The sequence below is a fragment of the Mesorhizobium sp. M1312 genome, from assembly GCF_040318115.1.
Taxonomy (GTDB): Bacteria; Pseudomonadota; Alphaproteobacteria; order Rhizobiales; family Rhizobiaceae; genus Mesorhizobium.
This window is the reverse complement of record NZ_JAMYLQ010000015.1, coordinates 1-23,729: the sequence shown is the minus strand read 5'-3', so window position 1 is coordinate 23,729 and position 23,729 is coordinate 1. Positions and strand designations below refer to the sequence as shown.

The 23,729-nt window shown below is 56.3% G+C and carries 17 protein-coding genes; 4 read left to right on the top strand and 13 right to left on the bottom strand.

Translation table 11 applies throughout. From position 1 onward, the window contains the following. Positions 1 to 127: 127 nt before the first annotated feature. The 11 genes from NKH36_RS18295 to NKH36_RS18245 form a co-directional block, all read right to left on the bottom strand. The gene (locus tag NKH36_RS18295) at positions 128 to 856 is read right to left on the bottom strand and encodes a protein phosphatase 2C domain-containing protein (protein WP_352963078.1); all 729 of its coding nucleotides are present in this window, start codon (positions 854 to 856) and stop codon (positions 128 to 130) included. 1 nt (position 857) lies between these two features. After that, positions 858 to 1,559: a hypothetical protein gene (locus NKH36_RS18290; protein WP_352963081.1), complete on the bottom strand. Its 702-nt coding sequence runs from the start codon at positions 1,557 to 1,559 to the stop codon at positions 858 to 860. Next, the gene (locus tag NKH36_RS18285; protein WP_352963133.1) at positions 1,556 to 2,125 is read right to left on the bottom strand and encodes a hypothetical protein; all 570 of its coding nucleotides are present in this window, start codon (positions 2,123 to 2,125) and stop codon (positions 1,556 to 1,558) included. Before NKH36_RS18285 ends, NKH36_RS18290 begins: the two co-directional genes overlap by 4 nt. A 266-nt stretch (positions 2,126 to 2,391) precedes the next feature. Beyond that, positions 2,392 to 4,488 carry a BREX system Lon protease-like protein BrxL gene (gene brxL / locus NKH36_RS18280; RefSeq protein WP_352963084.1) on the bottom strand — a complete coding sequence of 699 codons (2,097 nt, stop codon included), beginning with the start codon at positions 4,486 to 4,488 and terminating at the stop codon, positions 2,392 to 2,394. Beyond that, complete coding sequence (locus NKH36_RS18275) at positions 4,485 to 6,950, bottom strand: PglZ domain-containing protein (RefSeq protein ID WP_352963087.1); 2,466 nt, start codon at positions 6,948 to 6,950, stop codon at positions 4,485 to 4,487. Before NKH36_RS18275 ends, brxL begins: the two co-directional genes overlap by 4 nt. A 175-nt stretch (positions 6,951 to 7,125) precedes the next feature. Beyond that, positions 7,126 to 10,947, bottom strand: coding sequence for a BREX-1 system adenine-specific DNA-methyltransferase PglX (gene pglX, locus NKH36_RS18270; protein ID WP_352963090.1), 3,822 nt, complete (start codon positions 10,945 to 10,947; stop codon positions 7,126 to 7,128). 2 nt (positions 10,948 to 10,949) lie between these two features. Further along, on the bottom strand, positions 10,950 to 14,573 hold the full coding sequence (gene brxC / locus NKH36_RS18265; protein WP_352963093.1) for a BREX system P-loop protein BrxC: 3,624 nt from the start codon (positions 14,571 to 14,573) through the stop codon (positions 10,950 to 10,952). 26 nt (positions 14,574 to 14,599) lie between these two features. Next, positions 14,600 to 15,175, bottom strand: a complete 576-nt coding sequence (locus tag NKH36_RS18260; protein ID WP_352963096.1) for a BREX protein BrxB domain-containing protein — start codon at positions 15,173 to 15,175, stop codon at positions 14,600 to 14,602. Next, positions 15,156 to 15,938, bottom strand: a complete 783-nt coding sequence (locus NKH36_RS18255; protein ID WP_352963099.1) for a BrxA family protein — start codon at positions 15,936 to 15,938, stop codon at positions 15,156 to 15,158. The genes NKH36_RS18260 and NKH36_RS18255 overlap by 20 nt, the downstream gene beginning before the upstream one ends. 5 nt (positions 15,939 to 15,943) lie before the next feature. After that, on the bottom strand, positions 15,944 to 16,447 hold the full coding sequence (locus NKH36_RS18250; protein ID WP_352963102.1) for a BrxE family protein: 504 nt from the start codon (positions 16,445 to 16,447) through the stop codon (positions 15,944 to 15,946). Positions 16,448 to 16,464: 17 nt separating this feature from the next. Continuing rightward, positions 16,465 to 16,653, bottom strand: coding sequence for a type II toxin-antitoxin system Phd/YefM family antitoxin (locus tag NKH36_RS18245; RefSeq protein WP_352963105.1), 189 nt, complete (start codon positions 16,651 to 16,653; stop codon positions 16,465 to 16,467). A 516-nt stretch (positions 16,654 to 17,169) separates the two neighbouring features. Here NKH36_RS18245 and NKH36_RS18240 point away from each other — a divergent pair. The 4 genes from NKH36_RS18240 to NKH36_RS18225 all read left to right on the top strand — a co-directional run bounded on the left by NKH36_RS18240 (position 17,170) and on the right by NKH36_RS18225 (position 21,531). Then, positions 17,170 to 18,402, top strand: a complete 1,233-nt coding sequence (locus tag NKH36_RS18240; protein ID WP_352963108.1) for a tyrosine-type recombinase/integrase — start codon at positions 17,170 to 17,172, stop codon at positions 18,400 to 18,402. After that, complete coding sequence (locus tag NKH36_RS18235) at positions 18,386 to 18,892, top strand: hypothetical protein (RefSeq protein WP_352963111.1); 507 nt, start codon at positions 18,386 to 18,388, stop codon at positions 18,890 to 18,892. Before NKH36_RS18240 ends, NKH36_RS18235 begins: the two co-directional genes overlap by 17 nt. A gap of 307 nt (positions 18,893 to 19,199) precedes the next feature. Further along, on the top strand, positions 19,200 to 20,093 hold the full coding sequence (locus NKH36_RS18230) for a DUF7146 domain-containing protein (protein ID WP_352963114.1): 894 nt from the start codon (positions 19,200 to 19,202) through the stop codon (positions 20,091 to 20,093). A gap of 1 nt (position 20,094) precedes the next feature. Next, complete coding sequence (locus NKH36_RS18225) at positions 20,095 to 21,531, top strand: phage/plasmid primase, P4 family (RefSeq protein WP_352963116.1); 1,437 nt, start codon at positions 20,095 to 20,097, stop codon at positions 21,529 to 21,531. A 336-nt stretch (positions 21,532 to 21,867) separates the two neighbouring features. Here the strand turns inward: NKH36_RS18225 and NKH36_RS18220 are convergent, their stop codons facing one another. Together NKH36_RS18220 and tnpC are read right to left on the bottom strand one after the other, a co-directional pair. After that, positions 21,868 to 22,143 (bottom strand): hypothetical protein, encoded by a 276-nt coding sequence (locus NKH36_RS18220; protein ID WP_352963756.1) that lies wholly within the window; start codon positions 22,141 to 22,143, stop codon positions 21,868 to 21,870. Between the two features lie 54 nt (positions 22,144 to 22,197). Continuing rightward, a partial coding sequence (gene tnpC, locus NKH36_RS18215) for an IS66 family transposase (RefSeq protein WP_352963753.1) occupies positions 22,198 to 23,729 on the bottom strand: 1,532 nt, incomplete at its 5' end.

Below are 23,729 nucleotides of genomic sequence, written 5' to 3'. Positions count from 1 at the left end.
GCAAGGGACCGTCACCCGCCGCCCCGAGACGCTGGGCGGCTCGGGGCATCGCCTAGAGCCCGGCCCGTCAGGTGCGCATATCTAGCTAGCGTAATCGTCGATCGAATCTGCGCCACGCCCCCGAGGTTCACGAGATCGATCTTGCGTAGAGATTGTCAGTCTCTCTCAAGAATTGCACATGACCTTCTCCGGCACTTTCAAGGGGTAGGAGGCGGAGGATGCTTCTGTCATCTCCGTTAGCCCCCATCGGGACATCGCCGCCATTGAGGAACAGGGCTTGATCGCCGGAACTGAGCTCCGCCCAGAAGCCGTCTGTGGCTATCACCAACTCCCTACTAACCTTCACCTCTATCGCGTCGGGTGGCATGAACTCCCTCGCGCGGAAACTGCGCGTCAATCGCTGGCGGGCCGGAACATCCACGATGTCCGGTATCGATATATTGCCGGCGACATTGGCGAGCGTATGCGGCTGGCTCACCCAGTCTATTCCGGTCTTATCGTCATATCGTCCCAAGAGGCAGTCACCAGCGTGCAGCACCAGAACCTCGCGCGGGCTTCGAAAATGCGCGATCATATAGCTAGCTGAATCGCGTGGATGTTCTTTGGACAGGGCGCCGTGTATTTCCCGGATGCGCCCAGTGATCACTTCGCTCGTTATCTCGCCCTCGGAGCTGACATACCAGTCTACCACCGCACGGCTGATCTGGCGTGCAAGGTCTCCGCTGTGAGGTCCGCTGGTAGAACCATCCAGAACGACACAAAGCACCCCGTCCTTGCGAATGCCGACCCCGGCACAGTCCCGGTTGTCTTTGGTCTTCGTACCGGTTTGGCTGATCCATCTGACGGCCACCGCCATATCAGCCACCGCCGCGGCTTATGGCGACAAAGCGGTCCCGAACAATGTCCGAGCGGCCTGCCGGTCCGCGGACATTGCCTTCGAGGAAATACTCGAAATCGGCATCTTCAAGCAGCGCCGTGAACTGCCCTGAGATGAATTCACAGATTTCGGCGTCGGCGCCGAGGATTTCGTCGACGATTTCCGGTCGGCCATCAATGATGAGGAGAATGTCCTCCATATCACGGCTCGTGAAGAGATCGCCTTGGCCGCGGCCAAGGTAGGCTTCAAGCTTTGTCGCAACAAATAATTCCGGCGCCAGGCGCCTGATATTCAGCTCGTCCGTCAGGGCATGTTCAACAGAAGTTTCGATCCCTCTTGCATACCAGCGGTTGCTGAAGCCGAGAATATCCTCATCGTCAGGCATAAAATCGACTTTGAGATCGCCAAGCCGCATCCGGCAGATGACAGTCTCATCCTGTGACTCCGCAAATCCCTTTTGTCTCAGCTGTTCCTGCAGTTGCGCCCATGCTGGATATCCAGCCAGGTCGACAATGAGGTCGACATCGTCCGTCGCTCTAACATCCTCCAGCGTGATTTCATCTGTAATGAAAAGAGCGGTCGTGCATCCCCCCACAAATACCAGGCGGTCACGAAGTTCGCCTCCCAGCGCCGTGGCAACGGTCTGTAACATCTGCAGCAACTGGCCTCTGACGGTCGTCATTTCTTCAGAAGCCTTTCGGAGAGGCGTTCTCCGGCAAGGCCCGCCTCTCTCTGGTTTCCGAGGCGGATCGCATCCACGAGGGCAAGATATTCATACAGCCGCTCATCTTTCTGAACGGCTTCGGGCACGCTCTTGAACAGAGGTTGAACCGATTGCCCCATGTCATGCCCTTCGGCATACGGCCACACATAGATGTACTCGCCCCCGCTAACCAGCAGGCTCTTCAGCAAAGGCGCGGCGAAAGCCGTCGGAACGCCGCGTGTCATTGCACCGGGCTTTGCGGGAAAGGCAAATTTCAGGCCGTGGACGATGAAATTATGGAGATTGCGACGATTGGGATTTGCCCGACCCGTTTCTCGATCTTTGATGGCAAGTCCAGATGAGAGGCTTCGCTTGATCGACGCGTTGATCTCCGTCTTGCTGATCCCCAGATACGATTCCAAGCTGCGAACCGAGTATGAGGCCTCACCCTGAAAGCCCAATTGAGGCTGTCCGGGCCGTACCTGTCCTTCTTGCTCCTGAAGGCTCACGAGCTTCAGAAGAACGACGATATCCTGACTTTTCATCCCAATCATGCGCCCGTCCTCTGTCCTAGGACTAAGGACATTGCATCACAATGGGAGGGCTCGTGTCAATGAAAGGTTGAACCGATGGCATAGCTCAGCACTTATCTTCCAGTGCAAGCGTACAGAATTATGGAAATATATGCCCAATGGTTTCTGTGCCAACCTATTGAAAATTAATATTTTCTAGCGTCCCTACAGGAACAGGTAAAGCGGCACGACGTACCTTGGCAATCCCGGCAGCGATAGAATCTGGGAACGAGTGCATCCTACGCACGGAAAATGTCGACTTTTGTCTCAAGACACTTGCGGAGACTCAGGTCGTGAGAACCTACCTCGAACCAGCCCGCCGGCTTTTGATAGAAATCGAGACCACGGCCGATTTTAATGGTCCATCCGTTGTCGATACGAATTTCACGGTCATGCATTTTCGAGTTGAGGACTATGTCCAAGACAACGTCCACCTCAAGGAGACTTTGTTTGAGTTCCTCCAGCTTCTCCGAGATGTCAGCAAATTGGGTCTTGTCATCGTAACCTGTGATGAGCGTGATGCGCTTGGCAACACTGAATCTTAGAACCGTTTCACAAAAACGAACGAAGTTGTGAATCTGATGGGGCATTCGAATATACGGGTCTTCGATGACGACCGCCTTGGCGCCGCGTAGATAGTCGCCCATGATCGACTCGTAACTATGTCCAGTATCCCCGTACAAAATCGTAAAATGCTGCTCCTTGAGAGCGGCAGGCTCGGCTGCAATGGGCGTTGGCGAACTCGCGACCGGTTCGTCAACAGGCGACGGATCCGCTTCCGAAACGGGCTGCACTTGAGGCTCCCCGCTTTCGCTCGGCGCGACTTCGCCTTCATTTCGGCGAAGGCGACGCCTGGCGGGCTGTTGAGTGGCTATCGCGTCCTTGGACTCAGGGCAGAACACAACAACATCATCGCCAGTGAAATTGATGAATGACAGGTCGATGCGCGCGAACTCGTCGTCCGGTTTGCGCTTGTTCATTTGCTCCTTCACTCGTCGGCGACACTCGATCGCATAGGTGACGTACTCATCAAACTCCTGGTCGCTGGGCGGACCGTTAGGATGCAGCACCTTTAAAAACGCGCAGACTGTTTTTTTAATGCCCTTTTCGTCTCGTCCCTCGACGGCCTTTCCGAGGCGCACACGACGGCTCACCTCCTCGTATCTGTTGGTGTGCTTAAATTGGTAGTGAAATGCTTCGGCAAGAAAATCTGTGATGAACCCATAGCGGTTCGTCAGAAACGCACTGCTGTTTTTCGGCATCTCCCAACCGGGAATGTACGCGGCAAACCGGTCCATAACCGCTAGGTCGAGTTCGGGCGGAAGAGGCTGGAATAGGTCGTAATCCGTTGAGTTGACAACCTGCTGCACGGACAAGTCGATATTGCCAACAAAGCTCAAACTTGCGTCGGCGATAACCTCGGCTCCCCGAGAAAAGCGACCGTTGGCCATGAAGTCCTTCATGATCTGGATCGTGTCAGGATCACGGACTTTAATGCCACCAACCTCGTCAAATGCCACCGTGTCCCAATATCCGACCAGCCCAACCTTGCGGCGAGCGTTATTGTAGAAAAGGGTCGCCTTGGTGGCTTGGCCTCCAGAGATCAGCGTCGCATACGGCGAAAATTCACTGAAGAAGTAGGACTTGCCGGTGCCGCGTGGTCCGAGTTCGATATAGTTGTAGTTCGGCTCAACGAGGGGCGCTAAACGCGCCACGTAGTGCAGCTTGGTGCGGTGAGAAAGTTTCGACGGTTCTAAACCGACCGAGCGCATGATCGCATCTAGCCACTCGTCCCGTGTAAATTCTCCGCGACCAGCGGTATAGCGGCTGAAATCAAAGCGCGACAATTGGATGGGACGCAACTCCTCGATATAGAAGGCGTAGTTGTCTTCTTCGATATCATTGTGGGTGAGAGTGACCTCCGCCCAGATGCCGCCTTCAAGGAGGCGGTCATTGTCACGGTAGAATTTCTCGCCGATGGCGATACGCTGTGAATTGAAATTTTCGAGCGCTGCCCAGTGCCGCTTTTCCTTTTCAACATAGCGAACATGGACCTTGTCGATGAAGCGATGGCTGCCTTTGGTCGCCACTTTTGACTGTGCGGCGTTTGCCTCGTCTGGCCGAACATAGTTGTCTTGCAGGGTAGCCAGTACCGCTTCCATGCCGGCATCGATCTCAGCTTGATTGTCACTCGCGCAAAAGCGGGCCAACAAAAACTCAAGCACGAAGGTGGGAACATTGGTGCCCTTCTTGATACGATGCAGGAGATCCTTGCGAACAACCCTTCCATCGAAGGCCGCAATCAGCTTCGTGTCCAGGTGATCCAATTCACTCATACTGCGTAGTCCGTTTCTAAGGTCAGGGTGCTGTAGCTCGCTAGCGTGGTCGGGTTCAGTGCCTTGACCGTAAACTTGCCCTCAAATTCACGGTCCATGCCCATGGCAATTTGCTTGCGCTGTCCAGGCAGCAGGGTGATGGTCCGGGTAGCTGGATTGACCTCTGCGCTTGGCCGAGGCTCGCCGACAACCTGCCCCTTGGAGTTTTGCGCCTCCAACAAAATCTCTACGCTCACACCTTGAGAGAACATGTCATCGCAAATGAGCGAGACTTCGACTACCGGAACGCGCGTCGTTATGCGTGTCGCTCCGTTTCGATAGCTGATCTCTACCGTCGCCTTCGCGTGAGCAGGCTGTCCGGCGACATCCAGTCGAGCAACGATAACCGGCACGATCGCTTCTGCGAGCGAGGCTCCTCCATGAAAATAGAGGTGTCCTGCACGGTATGGCGCCATACTGCGCGGCAATGCAATTTGGGCCGCATCGGTGCGAATTCCCAGCTTATCTGCGCCAAGAACAAGACTGTGTCCGTCACTATTGCCCGTGCCAAGCAGCATTCGGTCGTGCGCGTTGACTGACCACTTTCCTTGGGGCTTAACGCACACGTCACCGGCATCCGCTTGCGCATTTAGGAAGAATCCGTGATCGGTCACGATCACCGCTTCCTTGAAGCCCAGCCCTCTCAACTTGTGCAATGCGACCCGCACGAGTTTGAGCGTTGCCGGAATAAGCCCGAGCGTGGTTTCCGGGTTATTTTCCAGCTGGCTGTCGATCTCCGTGGAGCGCAGCACCAACAGATCGACGGTTGGAGGGATTTTAGGTTTGCCGCGAACGAAATCGCTAAGGAGCATTTCGTCAAAGCGATCACCCAAGCGCTTGCGAAGCACATCCATCCGGTGGCCAACATTCGTGACCGGTACGCCGCCGAGCTTGGGAACGAGGGAGTCGTTCTCGATCGCTAGCGTCAACTGCCCTCTTGCGCCTGGCAGCAGACTTGCCATGCCGACTGGTGTGATGGTTGGCAGCTGCGCATAGGCAGCCTGCAGTTCAACCGGCCCATCTTCAGCCAGCATCTTTTCAAGGGCGACACCCAGTTCGTAGCGCAGCGCGTCAACCAGGATGTATGCCACGCGGCGGCCCGTATCTTTGAGCCTATCACCCACAACACGATCGAAAGCATCCGCATTCGCCAATCGACCGGCCGGAGGCCATCCGGCTGTTTCCAAGTGCTTTACGAATATCGTTTGGATTTTCTCGGCCATGCGGCGGTAGCGCAAGCGCGCCTGCTGAGTGACCTCATGCATCATGCCGTGGGGGTCGATGAACTCTCCGACGGCTTGCTCAAACTCGCGTTGCAAGCGGTCCACTTCGCGCAGTGTTGCCACGTAGAAATCAATGAGCTCCGATTGGCTTCGGGAGTGCTCGGGAAGCTGCCGCTCATAATCGTCGCACGCCTCGATCAGATTGAGGCCCGAACGAACAAGCTCCCATTGCGCTTGGCTTTCTCCCTTGCCGAGCCACACCGAGTTCTTGTGACGCGCAAGCACCCGTCGTGTGGCATCGGTATTTCCAGAGGTGATGCCTTTGATCGCGATCTTCAGATAGGTGCGCTCTTCAAACGGAAAGGTATCGCGTTCTCCCAAGTCCTCGATCGCGGCACAAAGTTTGGGAAGGTCGAGCTCGGCCTCGATGGCCTCGGCGCGCTCGATATAGATGGAACGCCATCGCGGGTCGTGGCGCAGGCGCTCGCATACGTCATCGATTACGGGTTGAGCCTCCACAGGCGCATGAGGCACACCCTTGACTGAATCCGGCAGCGCAACGGGCAAATCAAATACGAACTCGCTAAAGAGAACGAACCGCCAAAGCTCGTCTGCGACGGCGCTCCAGGTTTTACCGCGGGTCTTAACGGTCATGGACAATGTCGCGCGCAGGAACTCGCGCGCTTCATCCGACCAGCCCTCCTCTGTTTTGAGAGCCGCAGCCTGCCGGTCACTGGGAGCCAGAAGCGCTACAAGAATTTCTCGACCGGAATCGACGCCAAGCGCCGCCCGCAAGTGCGGCCAACTTGCTCCGCCGCCAATGGCGTCGATCACCGCAAAGGCCGGTCCTGCAAGGGAAGAAGCAAAGGCCTTACGGATTTCGGTGGCGTGATCGGGCCGCGCCCTCAGGCAAAGGCTCAGATACTCATCGCCGTCATCCTGCGGGAAGACAGCCCCGCACTTTCCATAGATTGAAAAAGGATCGACCTGCATCTGCTCGTCCGTCTCAGGCTTCTTGGCGGGCACATAAATCAATACGCCTTGAAGTGCGGCATCGGGCTGCCCCACTTGCCGAAGCGCCTGCAGAGCCGCCTCACGCGACTCGATCCCACTCTCAGAAGCATTAACGACGTGCAATCGCTCATCCGCTAAGCTCAAGCATTGGTCGCGATAGCGCTGGTCATGGTCATACACTACCATGCAGCCTGCCTGCCGAAGGCGTGGCAGCAAAACTTGTTCTTTTATGAAGTTCGCAATGCCCATATTCAGTACATAACAAATTTTATATGAATAATAGCAGACCGGTTTTCACATCTAAGCACCAAATAATGCTTAGAGATTCCGGGTATTGCAAGATCAAGTTGGCAATTTTCCATCATGCAGCTGCCTCTTTTTTCTTGCCGATGTTCCGCTCGCTTGGCTCGACATACAGCTCGTCAAGTCCATGCGCGATGGCGAGCGACTTGTCCGTCTTGCACTTCTGCCGCACGCGATCAGGCCAGTAACCCATAGCCAAATGAGCCCAGTCGTAGTCGCCCTTTTCAAGCTTCGCCCAGATGTCCTTCAACACCTTTTGCCAGGGCTTGTGACGAAACAGCGGCCAGAGCGGCGCAGCGGTAATCTGAACGCCATCGTCGTGGCTTGGGCGATAGATCGGAGCGATCTGCAACAGAGTGTCGCGCAGCTCTATCAGTTCACCTTCAAGAGTCTGAAGAGCTTCAAACCTCTTATCCTCCTCGCGGCTTCTGCTGCTGAATTTGGTGCGCAGCCCGCTGACCTCTTGTTCCACCTGCTTCAGCTTCGGCTCTACGAATTCGTTGACCGCCGTATAGAGCGTCTGGTTGGTCAAGGCGGGGTAGTAGACCCAGAGCGTATAACTACACGACACAGTCGAGAGCGGCCAGTAAATTGGCGCCTGCCGACGGCTTTTAGAATACCGAGAAAAATGATATTGAAAGAATCCAGCTTGGCTTCTAATATAATCCCGCACGCTCTGCATCCTAAGCAGCTGGCATATCTCGCGCTCGATGGAATCAAAACGATCTGGCCATATCAATTTCATTACTTTACTGATATTTTGCTCAACGTCCCAGGAGTGACCTGGGTCATCTACAAGTATTCCACTCTTTGGAATCTCGATCGGATATGAGTGGTGCGCTCCAGCTTGAAGCGCTTCGCCTTCATTTTGACGGCAAAGCGAACCAGGGCAAGGCGTCGGCAGGGGCGCAAAAGGTACGGGTGGCGCTGGGCGCGGTCGTTCACCTGTAGCGAACCTGAGGTCCCAACGCCCAAAAACGAAACCGACTAATTGGCTTAGAAGGTCATCCACCAAGAACTGGCTTGCCTTCTCCCCCAGAAAACTAACCCTCTCTGAGGGAAAATTTGGATCCTGATCGCGGTATAAACCATTGATCTTTCCAAGATGGCCTCCAACCTTTGTTTCGGCACCCGTAAGACTATCTTGTATTTTCCGCACCACCGTGGCGATGTCGGAAGACGCATCGATTCTTGGCGGGCAAAAAAATGGGTCAGTTTCAAAGTTTGAAAAGCCGTGCGAGGTCTCAACGAACGCCTCTTTAGCAAGCTCCGCAATGCCCGAGGCGTTGTTCAACTCCACAGGCAACCCAGATATGGCTCCTTTTTCATAAGAGCCAAACGTCGCGAAGCATCGGGCTAGTCGTGAGAGCCTTTCGGTGTTGAGGATACCCAGAAGCTCTAGGTCCGTTTCCTCGTTCCCTGTCGTAACGATGGCACTCTTACCGCTCATAGCACAATCAGCAGGAAGGGCGCGGAAAGAGACCCCTTTCTGCGAGCGAAGTGACCAAACAACTCCTGGCTTTCCCATATGGGCAGATGACCAACTCTTCGGCCCCCATAGGTAGCCATTCCTTGGTCTTGCGTCATACATGTATTCACCCAGATAATTGCCATCGTCCCGCCAATCGACGACTAAGTGTATGGAGGTGTAAAAAAGCGAATATTCGCCGCCTTTACTTATCCACCGCCAGCGCCTGGACGTCCCTTGAACTATTCGTTCAGGGTCTACTTCCCAGAAACAACGGATGAACCGCTCATCGTCGCTTGTAGCATTTCCGCCAAGTACGGAAGCGAAGGAGCCGATTGAGGGTAGATCTTGAAAGTCCTGTCGTAGTGTGCGGTCCAGAAAATAAGCCATCGTGGCATTCGGCAAGCTCAGAAAATCTCCAGGAAATAAGGAAATAAAATTGCCGTCCTTCACGGCATCTGCAAGCCGCGAGGACTTTTCGCTTATTCGATCTAAATCAACGAAGTGCATCTGCTGCGGGGATTTAGATTTAATGATCGTATATGCAGCCGTCTCGACCATGGCGTCATCTAGCACACCGACTCCCAAGTCGGCGCATTGTTCGATTTGTGAGCCGCCGCCAAGCAGGCTTCTTCTCCTCCAGGCAGTGAACGACGACAGGGTAAGAGCTGTGCGACTAGTTATGGCGCCAACCCGGCCACCTTCTGCAACCCGTTCAACAGCCCTATCTAAGAAAGCAGTGTAAAGATCGATGTATCCCAACGGATACGCGCGACGAAGATACGACCTGGCATGTGGCGAAGGTTCTCCAAAGGGGGGATTCATCACGACCACGTCGAAAATCTCTCGGCAGAGGTCAATGATCCGAAGACCCTGCAGTGCGTCGTCGGCGAAAAGGCGCCCCTGGTAGGTCGACCGCGCCGCCTGAGCGAACTCGCTCAGTGCATCTTGCAGACGCGCCTCGGCCTGCTGCCACTGCGCCTTGTCCTCGGCTTTGAATAGGTCGCCGTGCTCACCAAAGACCGACCTGATCAGGCTGGGCAGCTCCTTCTCCACTTGCAAAAGCATGCCGAGCTCTGGCAGCCCTTTGAGCAGGAACAGCGTCTTCTCGAACAGCATCGCATCCAAGTGATCGAGCTCTTCCATGAAGCGCTTGCGCAACTCGACCTCGGCCGGGGGCGCGATAGCCGCCATTACATGCCCGCGCCCGACCTGCGGCCGGTTCTTAGCCTTCATACCCGCATCATGCCAAGCCCGCTGCGCTCGAAGCCAAAGCGCCAGAGATGCGATCTGCGCCGCGCGCGGGTCGATATCGACGCCGTAGATGTTGTGTTCGATGATCAGCCGCGGCACGTCGTGCAGAAACGCTGCCTTGTCCGGATAGGTCTGACACAGCGACTTCAGATCGGGACTGCCCCCCGTTTCGGTATCCAGGCAGCCGGGGCCATGAACCTGCTCCCATTCCCAGGCCTCGCGGTAAATTTCGAGGAACAGGTCAAAGGCGTAGAGGCCGAAATGCATCGACCCGCAGGCCGGATCGAGCAGTTTGATCGTGCGCGGATCGCGGAGTCGTTCGGGCGCGGCGGACTTTCCATCCTGCTTTGCCAACAGATACTGGCAGCGGTCGCCCAACCCGGTCTGACCCCCCGTCCAATCGAACCAGAGTCGGCCGAGGGTGTTGTCGACCAGGAACTCCACCACATAGCGCGGGGTGAAGAACTGGTTGCGGACCGCAAGCTCCCGGCTATTGCGCGGCGCCTGGCTGGCATCGCGCATCGATCTGCGCTCTTCCTTCGAGTTGAAGTACTGATAGATCCAGCCGATCGTCTCATCCTCGGCCCAGAGCGGCTCGATCTCGCCCTGATTGATAAGATTGAGAAGCTGGAGCAAGGCTGGCTCGCGCGGGAACAGCCGCCCCTGCGGCGCAAAGCGGCTAAACAAGCTGGGCAAATCCTGAGCGAGTTCGTCGAACACGCTATGAAGATAGACGACATAGGATTCGGCCGTCTCGCCAAGACCGGCACCGGCCAATCGCGCATAGAGCTGAAACCCCTTCGCCTGGTATCCATTGCCCACAGACTCTATGAGCAGCCCGCGTGCCTCTGCCATGCGCAGCGCCGCCAAGCGGTTGAGGATCGTGAATGCCTGCTCCCGAACGATGCGTTCGAGGCCTTGTAGTGCCGTGGTGTCGTGCCCAGCGCAATAATGATCTAGCGTGTCCCGCAGTATGCGCGCGGTCTCTCGCTGTGCGTCAGTGAGATGCCGCAGATTTTCTATCGGCCCGATTGTGCCCGACCGCGGATCAAGCCCGTAGTCCAACTGAAGTTGCCGGGTGAACTCCTCTTCCAGAGTCTTGCGAGCGTCGTTGACGAAGCGCTGCAGCCGACTGCGTATGGTCTGATCGAAGGCCATCCCTACTTACCTCGATCGATGACGAACGAGACTTCGACATCCTGATAGCGGCGGAATTGGTTCCGCAACTCGTTAAGACGCAGGATGAGGGCGTCCAGTTCCGCAAGCGAGGACAGTTTGATTGGCAAAGGCACTTCTTCCAACACTTTCTGGTGGCCTTCTTCGGCCATGCCTTTTTGCGCTTCTGCGCGTTGCCGAAACCGCTCTTGTCCCTGCCGCTGGATCGAACGCCTCAATTCATCAATTGTGCTGCTAATATCGTAGTCGCGGGTAAGCAGTTTCCGGAGCCCAACCAGGTCATGGGTGACCGTCAGCTCCAGAGCGTCTAACCGCCCGGCCGTATTGCTCTTCTCTTCCTGCGTGAGCTCGCTCCATTCGGGGATACGCTGCAAATCCTCTAGGCCGTCTTTCAGCCTTTGCTTTTGCTGTTCGGAAAGGGTGCTCACGGCGAAACGCACGCGTCCTTTGGTCTCGGTCAATTGAGAACCAAAATCAGCGGCGTGCCTGTAGAATTCCTCTGTCGCCATGCGATCCGCGATAAACTGGAGCGCGTCGGCAGACTCGCGCCGCAGTTCACCAGGAACGCCCGTGTCGGGCAGCGAACTTATTTCTCGCCTATGGTCTTGCAACTCCTGCAAAACAGCATCAAGTCCATTATCCAAAGCTCTCTTTACGTCGAGCGCCCATTTGAGGTTGTTGTAAATCGAGGAATCCTCAGCGCCGAGACGTTGCGGGGCGTCTGATGCGTCGGTGAATAGGACATCGGCAATGTCCTGATTCATCGCGCGGGCCCGATCACTTCCGGCACCGCCAAGACGGCTCAGCCGTTCCGCCAGGTTTCCATATTCAAGTTGAAACCGCGTAAAGTGCTTCGCTGTCGCTTTGCTGATTTCCTGCTCAAGCGGAATAACCGACTCGCCGATCACATCCGTCAGACGTTGCGCCGCCCGACTCAAGACTTCGTTCGAGGGTCGCTCCGTACGCAGCGAGACGCCGACCTGCCTGAACGAGTTATTCGTCTTCAGCGCCTCGATGGCTTGCGGCCCCGCCGTGGTGACTTCGCGGCCCGATACCGTGAGCTTGATTTCCCCTGCCATAAGCATTGCCGCCAAGATGTAGCGGGTTGTGTCAGGCGACCAACCGAACGGATCGTTGCTGAAATCGTCAAGGAGACGCTTCCCGTTCGCGATGCCATGGCGGTCGATGTAGTCGCGGATGCTCGTCATGGCGCGGTGATCGGTACGGAACGTCGCTCGTCCGGCAACGGTCTGCACTAAGCCGAGGGGATCGAGGTTGCTGCCGAGAGCAGCAGGGTTTGCCACCTTCAAAAATTTCTCGGCGTTATCGGTCGGCACGCGGACAGGAGCCTCTGCATATCGGTCGAAAACTTCCCCGGCGACGGTGCTAAGCAGCTTCTTGGCCGCATCCAACAGATCGGGGTCAAGGGCGGAAACAGCCGTAACCTGGCCGCGGAAAATGAATGAGCCTGCCTGCAACGTCTGTTTGATCTTGCTTTGCAGCTGCGTCGCCAACTTGGCGGCCCGTTCGATCTGCCCGGCGCAATAATCTCTTGTTTCCTGCTCCGGCTCGTTGCGATGAAGCTCCGCAATTCGCTGACAGCGATAAATTTCTCCCGTCAGTTCGTCGATATCAGGGTTCGTGCGTCCCAACAATCCGATGACATTTCGGTTTTGCCGGCTGCGCGAGTCATCCAACATGCGCACGCGCGCCGTCTCGGCGTCACCTGGTGGTACTAGATCGACGATGGTCTGGATCGCGTTCTGATCGCCCGCCACGCTCGTAACTGCACTTCCGGATTGGATTTTTAGACCCGTAGCGACTGCCATCGTCCCCTGCAGATTGTGGCGCGGGAGGGGATCGAACACTTCCCGGAGGTTGGATGTGAAAATGTTCTTCACATCGACTGACCGCAGCGCAATGGCGCCGCGTTCTTCCTCGATGTCGCGCAGCCGCTCGCTTAGGAAGACGAGATTGTCGTCTTTCTCGCCGAGCGGGACACGCACGTTGGCAAGCATCTCGTCCACGGCTTTTTGGATATCATCGACACACGATGACGCGGTAATACCCGCATGCATTAAGCTCGTGATGTTCTGGACAGTAACCGGCAAGTTGCCCAGGATCTGCAAAATGGCCACCGTCTTTGCCACCTGCTGGTGCACATCAGAGTCTGGATACTGAATGATGACCTTACCTACTGCTTGGTAGACGGACGGGAATGCGCGGCGAATGTCCTTTTCTAGGTCGTCAAAAAGCGTCACCGTCGTGGCGAGCCAGCCTACAGGCTGATCGGCCATGGGTTTTGACCCGCCTTCGCCTTTCAGAACATCCTGGATCACTTTGATGGCAGAGCGCAGCCCGATGCCGCCTGTCGACTTTGCGAGCGCACCCAACAAGTGGAGCAATATGTCGAAATGGGCCGGCAGGAACGGATAGAGGTTGATGAAGCTCTCACGGCTAAAGTCCGCGTCATAATATTTTGCGTCCTGGAGCTTCGTGTTGTGCCGTAACGCTTGGCCGTGCGCGTCGAATAACTTTCCCAGTTCGGCTTCACCCGCCGGCGATTTACCGAGCAGTCGGCGGTAGCAGATTTCCTTGATGTCGCTCGATTCAAGATCGATCTGTATCGGAAAACGGTCTTTGAGTTTGAAGAGCTGCGCCGAGTTTAACGCGGCACGCGGGTCATCCTCGGTCAGCGTCTGCTGCGCCGTTGAGATAATCCAAACTTTACCGTCGCCCAAGCGTTTGAGGTTCTTCGCAAGGCCGTCGAGATTCAGGATCAGATTGTCACGGGAGGCAACATACTGCCCCACTTCGTCTACGATGAAGATGATATTCTCTTTGCCGCTTTTCTGGCGAACGACGTCGATCATCTCCTGAATTTGCTGATCTTGGGACTTCAACCATCCCTTCGTTTCCGCATTGAAAGACCGCTCGTCTGGGAAAAGCTCAGGCAAAAACTCATGCGCAATTTTTGGCATGAGAGCCGAAAGAACCAGCGGGCTGTTGTGAACGTCCGACCAGCTTTTTCCTGGGAATTGTCCGGAAATTCGTTTGTCCAGTTCCTGCCGGCGTCCATCCTTCTCAACGCGGCGCTCGAAGTCAGCAATGACCAGATTGTCGGAATAACCAGCCCATTTCAGCACTTTGAAATAGAGGACCGTTGTGACGTCCTCCATGGTGGCGCCGGCGAGCATCTCGCTCGCGAGGTCGAGCATGACCACGGCTGCAGGAAAGCGTTTCGCAACGGTTGTGAGCAGCGCTTTCGTTTGCGCCTTGTTCAGGCGGTTTTGAAGGAAGTTGATGAAGGGCGTGCCGTCGATAGTACGCGTGTCATCGAAGGCGAGACCGAGATATTTCGTGAATGAGCTTTTGCCCGACCCGTAGAATCCTGAGACCCAGACTCCCACTTCATTCTCGCCGCCGGCCTCCATAGCTAGCTGCATGCGGTCAAGAAGCTTGCGGAACTGCTCCTCAATGCTCTCAGTGACAACGTACTCGGAGATTTCGGCCTTGAGGCGATTCTCCTGCGACGCGCCATAGGAGATGACCTTTTCGATCGTCCGTTGAATATCTTTGCTGGGGTCGAAGAGCGCGCGGATCGTCATATCGTTCTCACTAACTTCATTGTTTCTCATCCACCGACATGGACGGAGCGGTAATTGCCGTCCTCGGGGTAGAAGCCCAGGAATCGCAGGCGGGTCTTCCCGGTCCTGACGCCAGGGTACAAAAAGACGGTGGGCACATGAAATTTGCCCTGAAGCTGACTTTCGATGGCGCCAATGCGAAGGAAAGGATGCAACGCTTCAAGATCAGTGACGAGAACGAGCGCATTCGATTGCCCTTCGAGCGCAGCTATCATCTCTTCCAATTTTCCGAGCAGGCCATTTCCCGTTGAAATGATATCGGCCAAAGCCTTGTTTGATCGCTTCCAATCAAGCGGATCGGATTTGTCTTGGGTAACGCAGATCGTCCAAAACGGGTCGCCTTTCAGCAATGCCCATAAATGTTCGGCGATCGAAAAGACATGCACGTCCCAATGATCCTGATGAAGTTTTGAAAGCCACGCCGGGGTCTGACGTTTGACGTCCAATATCTGCTCGGGAGAAAAAACGAGATAGAAAATCGGCTCAAAGCTTGCGTGACCGAGTTCGCGGCCATGCTTGATTCTTTCGCGAAGCTCATCGAAGTTAGCCCTTAGAGAGGACATCGCAGAGCGCCTCCATGCTTGGATGTTTCCAGCCAATGCGGACAACGTCACCCGCAGCCTGGATGATTACGTGTCCCTTGAGCGAAAGGCGCTTCAGTTCTTCGAGCACATCTTCACGGCTCAGTCCGAAGAGTTTCCAATCGTCATGGCTTAGGAGTGCATTGTCGCCGATCCCTGAGAAATGCAGGTCATAGGAAAGATATGCCGCGACTGGAGATGTCACTCGAAATGGCAAAATTTTGCGGCTAGACCGCAAGCCTTTCTCCAGCAGACCATAGTCGGCGCAGCAGCCCGTCAAGTACGCTGAAACTCTGCGAACGGTTGTTGCGGACCAACGCTTGGAGGTCTGCCCGTCATCGATGCCGCGCTCAACAAAGGCGCGAGCGTCTTCGTTGCTTATCGCCTGATAGCCACCGGCATAACGAGGCCAATAAATCTGCCGTACAAAATCTCCCAAGATGGAGTTGGCGCGGCAGGTAAAAATCAGCATCAGCTGCACAAGCTCCGCAGTCGGCAGAGATTTTGACAGAAGCTTCATATGAGCGGCGGGGGCAGCTCCTGCCGCTAAATAGCGCGGGGCAAAGCACTCAGTGACGATATTGCGCAAACGTCGGTCGGTGATTGTTGGAAAGCGCCCAGACCTGCGCGCGGCCTCTTGCAGCTGATTGGCCGTCATGCCCGGCGTCCACAGGTCAAGAAGAGCCTTGGTCTCCGTCACGAGTCCCAACCCGGCCTGTAGCTGCGTCGTGTAGGGCGCACCCACCACAGCTATTGTCTCGCCAAGTAAGGATAGCACCTGATACCGCGCTCGAAAGCGGTGCCGTAGAGAGAGGCCATCTGTCCAACGATTTTGGAGGAACGCACGTCAGCACTGGTTCCTATCGCGGTCGGACCTTCTGTTGGCTGAGCCTTTGCGCCGCCGAGCGAATGGAGAAGGTCCAATGCGCTTCTTTTGTCTTGAGGAAGTTTGTCATGGAGCGTTTTTCCGGCATCGCTATCAGTCAGAGCGTGCAGATCCTGCTCAAGCTCTTCCGGCAACCGGAACAAGTGATATGAACCCGCACTGAGGCTTTCGTCATGTATGCGGCGGGCTGCTTCATTGACGCCGTGATACCGCGCGAGGTGGCTTGTGCGCGGGAAGATAGGCTCCAAGAAATGCTGGCTCGCAGGCTGATAGAAGTTGGTTCGCCACCACGCAAATTGGTCGCTCTCGCCGAGATATCCGACGAGCAAGCGAGCCTGGAGCAGGTTGGCCAGGGTATCGTATTTCAATAGAGCTTCCCCCATAACTAACCGGGTCCCTTCTCCTTGGCTGGTGGGACCCTATCTTCGCGCCCCACGAGGCGCTCAAACTCTTCCACGCTCATCACAACCACGACCGCCCGCCCGTGCTTTTCGACCGTCACCGGTTCTGCACGCGCAGTATCAAGCAAGAGCCCGAATGCGTTCTTCGCATCCTTGGCCGACATCGTTTTCATCGGGATTGGTCCCCTCCCAGATCGGCCATAATGGCTATTTCAGCCATAAGTGGCAAGCTTCAAACCTGACCCCACAAAGGTATTTTCATAATGCATTTGACGATGCAGCCTGCTTCGTCTGGAGCCGTCCGTTGTCTCACAGGAGGCAGGCGACGGCGCGGCAGCGATCGGGCTGCCGGCCCGCTTTGGTGTTGTGTCCAGAGCTTCTTCTTGCGCGAAGGATCGTCCCCCGCCGAGAGCCTGCGACGATGATCCGATGAGTGGCATGGTGCGGCAGGTGTTTGCGGTATTCGACGAAGTCAGAAGTGGCGCACCCGACAGGATTCGAACCTGTGACCTCTGCCTTCGGAGAGATGCACTGTGCATTTCCGAATAGTAGCGATAGAGATAATTGCAGAGACAAATCATATATTTACGCAATACCACCTTACGAGATACAATCCAATAGTTTCCTCTGAGTGCCCCTTGGCTGCTTCCGTAGTGCTTCCGCGGGGCTCGAGTTGGTTGGAGCATTCTATGGCGAAATTGTCCAAACGTACGGTCGATGCGGCGGAGATAAGAAACAAAGAATACATCATCTGGGATGATGGCTTTCCAGGCTTTGGCCTTCGTATCTTCCCCTCCGGAAAAAAGTCGTATCTGTTCCAGTATCGGCATCATGGACGAACCCGTCGGATCGCTATTGGATCGTATGGGGCATGGACTCCTGACAAAGCCCTGAAGCGAGCAGTGAAGCTGCGCAACGACGTAAATGACGGTCGCGATCCATCTTCCGAGCGTCACGCTATTGCCAAAGACATATCCGTATCCGCGCTCTGCGACATCTATCTGGGGACAGGGTGTGCGCACAAGAAACGATCAACCGTCGAAACGGATCGTGGTCGCATTTCACGCCATATCAAACCAGTTCTCGGCCATCTGCTCGTAAGAGCCGTTTCGTCGGCAGATGTCGAGGCATTCGTGAAAGCCATCGTTGCGGGCAAGACGGCGGGCGACCACAAGACAGGAAAACGAGGCCTCGCTAGAGTCAGGGGCGGTAGGGGGACGGCCACTCGCACCGTCGGGCTGCTCGGTGGTATTTTCACCTTTGCCCAGAAATCCAAGCTCCGAACAGACAACCCAGTAAGGAATGTAACGACGCCCAAATACAGAAAGCGCGAGCGGTTCTTGACGATCGAAGAACTTGGTCGGCTTGGGAAAGCGCTCAGTCATCCGGCCTCAATGGCAATGAATGCCAACGTCGTGCCTGTAATCAAGCTGCTCATCCTGACGGGCTGCAGGAAAAGCGAAATTATGAAGCTTCAGTGGTCTGAAGTGGACTTCGAGAACGGCTATCTCGATCTCGCCGATACCAAGACTGGAGCACGGAAAATTCCCTTAAACGATCAAGCGCTTTCGATACTTCGCAGCCGGCCCATCGTGGCGGGAAATCCGTACGTGTTTCCCGCAGCGTCGGGCTCGGGTCATTTCACCGCATTACAGGATGGTTGGCAGAGAGTTCGGGCTGCCGCTGACTTCCCCGATGTACGGATCCACGATCTGCGACATTCGTTCGCAACGATCCTTGCAAAGGACGGCAATAGCCTGCTGATGATCGGAAAGCTCCTTGGGCACCGAGACCTGCGAACCACGCAGGTTTATGCTCATTTAGTAGATGAATCCCAGCGTGACGCATCGCAGCGCGCCGGGCGGACCATTGCAGCAAGTTGGATTGGGGAAAGCGACCAGGGAAATGACCAAAAGTCCTGAATTTCCTCAAGCCTTTCAGGCTCTATCACAGCCGATATTTCGTCCCCATGAGCGACTGGCCGCTTTTCGCGAGTTTTACAACGCGGGGGTGATGCGAGCGCTCCAAGACGCGCTGACCTTTTGTGATGAACTCGCAGACGAGGAAGGCGGCGCAACTGTCCCAAGGTGGATTTTAGCGGCTGCACGCGATCTTGTCATCGAACGCATAGAGAAGGGAAAAACCATAGGAAAAGGAAAGCATGGAAATGACTCGGCAGTATACTTCGACCATCAAAAACACCTTTTGCGATACCTGCGCGTTCGAGCGTTGATGAACACGGGTGTCACACTGGAAGAGGCCTATCAACCAGCCTCTGAGGGCCTAAAGGGGACATCCGCCGAGGGCGGGGAGGATACAATTCGCACATCGTATAAGAAGGTACAAAAGGCGCTAAAGGACCCCAAGGAGGCGATGAGGCTATACCCCTACCGTGGCTTCGTCGTTGACTAAGCTAGGCCAACTTATCGCCGGATTAGTTAGTCTCGAAATCACTGGTCGTTTGAGGAATCATCCTGACACTCGATACCGAGAAAGGACCTCAAATGCCCCAAGATGTGTTTATTCGTCCTGACAAGGCCGCTCATATTTTGCACTTGTCAGTCTCCAGTCTCGCCAAAATGAGGGTGCGCGGGGATGGGCCCCCATACGCAAAGTCGGGGCATAAACTCGTCCTCTATCGTGAGTCCGACCTGTATGTGTGGCTGTCTGCGCGCGTGCGTTCGTCAACATCGGAGCGTGTGACGCCGAGATCCGGGTCATGAGAATTGCTGAACTCGCGAAACGTCTTGGCGGTGACGTGAACGGCCGATGGATCAATATCCCCGGGCCTGGCCACAGCAGGAGAGATCGCTCTCTCGGCATATTGCTAGATCGAAAGGAGTCTAACGCCTTACGCATTCACAGCCTCGCTGGCGATGATCTTGTCGATTGCCGCGACCACGTGCGGGCACGACTTCAGGCAATCTCGAAAGACGGATCATTCCGTGTCGAAGGAGACACTGGAGTCGATGACAACGCAGCACCGTGGCGTGGGCGGATATTTTCCGCGCTGAAAATATGGGAGCAATCTTTCCCGCCACATGGAACGATAGTTGAAACCTATCTCGCCACCCGTGGCTGCTTGCTCTCACCCTCCATCACCGCGGCTGAGACGCTTCGCTTTCACCCATGCTGTCCGTTTGGGCCTGGAAATGAGCTTCCGGCGATGATTGCTTTGATGCGCGATGTGATAACCGGTGAGCCAAGAGGCATCCACCGGACCGCGTTGAAAGAGGACGGCACGGGCAAGCGGGCCATGCCTCGGGGCTCAAGTCCTAAGATGATGCTGGGCATTGCATCGGACGCGGCGATTCGCCTTCAACCCGCTTCCTCATTGCTTGGAATCGCCGAAGGTATCGAGACTGCGTTCAGCGCCTCTCAAATCTTCGGCGTCCCTGTCTGGGCAGTCATGTCAGCAGGCGGCGTCAGCTCCTTACCTGTGCTGAAAGGGTTAAGGCGGCTGATCATCTTCGCCGACCATGACGCAGCGGGTCTGCAGGCCGCTCGGCGGTGCGCCTGGCGACATGCGAAGGCGGGCACCGACGTGGAAGTTCGATACCCGCCCACCCTGAATTCCGATTGGAACACCTATCAGCTGGTCGAGAGCGCGTGAGATGCCGCTGAAAATAACCAAGAAAAGCTCAGCGGCACCTGCTGAAGCTGGAGGCTCCCATGACGTCGGGCCGTCCGATGGGAAACCTGGCATCGTTCTCAGCTTTCCCGCCGGCGCGTCAAAGGACATATCCGAGCTGACCGAAGACTGGGTTGCCGATGACTTCGCGACCCGTCATAGCGACAACCTTCGCTACGACCACACTCTCGGCAAGTGGTTCATCTGGTCGAACACACATTGGAGAGAAGACGGCACCAAACTCGCATTCCATTACGCGCGCGAGCTGTGTCGGCTGCATCGAGGGGGCCAAACCCGGATGGCGTCCAAGAAAGCCGCTGAAGGGGTGGAGCATATGGCACGCGCCGATCCGCAGCTGTCCGTAACCGCCGAGAAATGGGACCGGAATCACTTATTGCTAGGTACGCCCGGTGGGACCGTGGATCTAAAGACTGGAAAGCTAAACGAGGCCAAGCGCGACGATTACATCACCAAACTCACAAGTGTAGCGCCCGCGACAGATGGCACACCGTGCCCCACGTTCAGCAAATTCTTGTCGGAGGCCACGGGGGGCGACCAAGCGCTTGAAAGGTTTCTGCAGCAGTACGCGGGCTACTGCCTCACCGGGGTCACCACCGAGCAGGCCTTGGTTTTCATCTATGGCGCCGGTGGAAATGGTAAGAGCGTGCTGCAAACCGTGATCTCAGAGATAGCGGGTGAATATGCTAAGACTGCAGCTATGGAGACGTTTGCCGCGACACGAAACACACGGCATCTGACTGAACTCGCAATGCTACATGGCGCACGAATTGTCGGCGTTTCTGAGACTGAGAAGGGGCAAGCGTGGGCAGAGAGTCGTATCAATCAGCTAACTGGCGGAGATCCCGTAACAGCGAACTTCATGAGGCGTGATCATTTTACGTTTACTCCAGTCTTCAAGTTCATCATCGTTGGCAACTATAAGCCGCAACTAGGAAGCGTAAACGACGCCGCCCGCCGACGCTTCAACATCGTTCCATTTCTTCATAAACCGACAAAACCTGACCGAGCTCTGGTGACCAAGCTCAGGACCGAGTACGCAGGAATTCTGCGCTGGATGATCGCTGGCTGTCTCGATTGGCAAGCTAACGGGCTAATCAGACCAGACGCGGTCCTACAGGCGACCGAAGATTATTTCGACGAGCAAGATTTGGTTGGCCAGTGGATTGCGTCCGAGTGTGAAGTTGGAGCTGACAAGAAGGCTTCCGCGTCCACGCTCTTCAACTCCTGGAAGGCATTCGCGCTGGATCACGGCGAACAACCCGGCTCTTCGAAAACATTCGGTTCGGCTTTAACCCAACGTGGCTACTCGAAGACAAAGAGCTGCGTAACGATGTACCTCGGTATTCAACCGAAATCGACGCCGAACTCTAACGCTCTCGGCTCCGAAGGAAAAGGATGATGGGCGGATTGGGAGGATCGGGAGGATCGGCTATAAGGCCTTCCACCGAGCAATGGTCAGTGTTTCTGAGAACCGTGGCTATGGCAGTGCGCAGTGAGACGATGCTCCCAATCCTCCCAACGGTGGGACATAGAATTAATTCGAAATCCCCGGGCGAGCGTACTGGGAAGGGCGACGGTTAGATTGCCACCCGGATCGCAGTGCTGGCTAACCACGAATGGCGTGAAGAACGCGGAGTTAGCTGAGAAGAACCAGTAGTCAGCCGCGTGGTGTAATTAATTACATTTGGGCGACATCCGGGTGGAACGTAACCATTCGGCCAAGGCCGCGGTGGTGCTATGATTTCGGGCGAGGGTTTTCTGCGGTAGGTTTGGGCGGTGCGTGGCCCGCAGCCCTGCGCTCGTCGACGATCTGCCGAAGGTTGTCGATGCCGTCTTCGGTGAAGACGACGATAGGTCTGCTTAATTCGGATGCGGGATAGTCGTCGTAGGCGCTCAAGCCACCGTCTTCCGAGAACATCTCGATCGAGCAATCGTGCAAAAAGTCTTCGTCCTCTTCGAGCATCTCGGCCACATATTTGAGGGTGTAAAGAGCGGAGTTGCGATATCCCATCTGACGGCCTCAACGATCCGGTTTGCAAGTGAACTCAATAATGGAAGGCCCAGATCAGGCAGCTTTAGCTGCTGCGATCGTCAAAAGGCTCCAATTCCACGGGAGCAAGTCCTCAAGCCGTGTGACCGGCGTGTCGGCGATGCGAGAGAGAACATCGGCCAGCCAGGCCTGCGGATCGACATCGTTGAGCTTTGCGGTGGTGATCAGGGTTGCCATGAAGGCGGCCCGATCAGCGCCGCGATCGGAGCCTGCAAACAACCAAGCTTTCCTGCCGAGAGCAAACCCACGCAGCGCCCGTTCGGCGGCGTTGTTGGTGAGACAAATCCGGCCGTCGCCGAGGAAGGACGTGAAGCCGTCCCAGCGCTTCAGCATGTAGTCGATAGGCTCGGCAACCTCAGAACTGCGCGACAGTTTGGCCCGCTCGGTTCGCAGCCAGGCCTCAAGTTCGGTGGCGAGAAGACGGCTTTCCTGCCGGCGTCGTTGCAGCCGTTCGTCGGCGGCAATCCCGTTGATCCCGCGCTCGATGTCAAACAGCGCGTCGATGCGCTTGACGGCCTCGAGCGCGATCGGTGAGATCGGCGCGGCGTTCTTGCCGCGTTTGGCATTGGCGGCGATGTCGGCAAGCACGAAGAATTTGCGGCGCGCATGCGCCCAACACAGCGCCTGGGTCAGCGGACCGGGGTCACGGTCTGCCTTGAACAGCGGGTTGTAGCCGCCGTAGGCGTCGGCCTGCAGAATGCCGCTGAAGCTCTTCAGATGACGCTCGGGATGTTCCTGACGCCGATGGCGCGAGGCATAATAGAGCGCCGCCGGCGGCGACTGTCCACCGAAGGGCCGATCATCCCTGACGTAGGTCCAGATGCGCCCCGTGTCGGTTTTGCCCTTCGCCAGAATCGGCACGGTGGTGTCGTCTCCATGAAGCCGCTCGGCGGCAAGCACATGCGCCTCGATCAGCGCGTGCACCGGCTTCAGCGCCGCGGCACAGGCTCCGACCTGGTCGGCCAGTGTCGAGAGGCTGAGGTCGATGCCCTCGCGGGCATAGCGCTCACTTTGCCGGTTCAGCGGTTGATGCTGACCGAACTTCTCGAACAGGATCATGGCGAGGAGATTTGGCCCGGCGAAGCCGCGCGGCGTCACATGGAAGGGCGCCGGCGGCTGCGCGATCTTCTCGCATTCACGGCAAGAGAACTTCTCGCGCACGGTCTGGATCACCTTCCACTGCCGCGGAATCACCTCCAGCGTCTCGGTGATGTCTTCGCCAAGCTTTGCCAGCTTGGCCGAGCCGCAGCACGGGCAGTTCGCCGGCGCTGCAACGACGACACGCTCACGCGGCAGATGCTCGGGAAACGGCTTACGGGAGGGGCGCTTGCGCTCGAAGGCCCTGACCGTCGACGACCGTGCCGCCAGTTCCGCCGCGAGCTCGTCTTCACCGGCGTCGGCTTCCAGTTCCTCGAGCTGCAACTCCATCTGTTCGAGAAGCCGGGCTTTCCGCTCCGAGCGACTGCCATGGATCTCGCGCTTCAGCTTCTCGATCTCCAGTCGGAGCCGCGCGATCAGCGCATCCGAGTGCGAGTTCACCGCTTGCG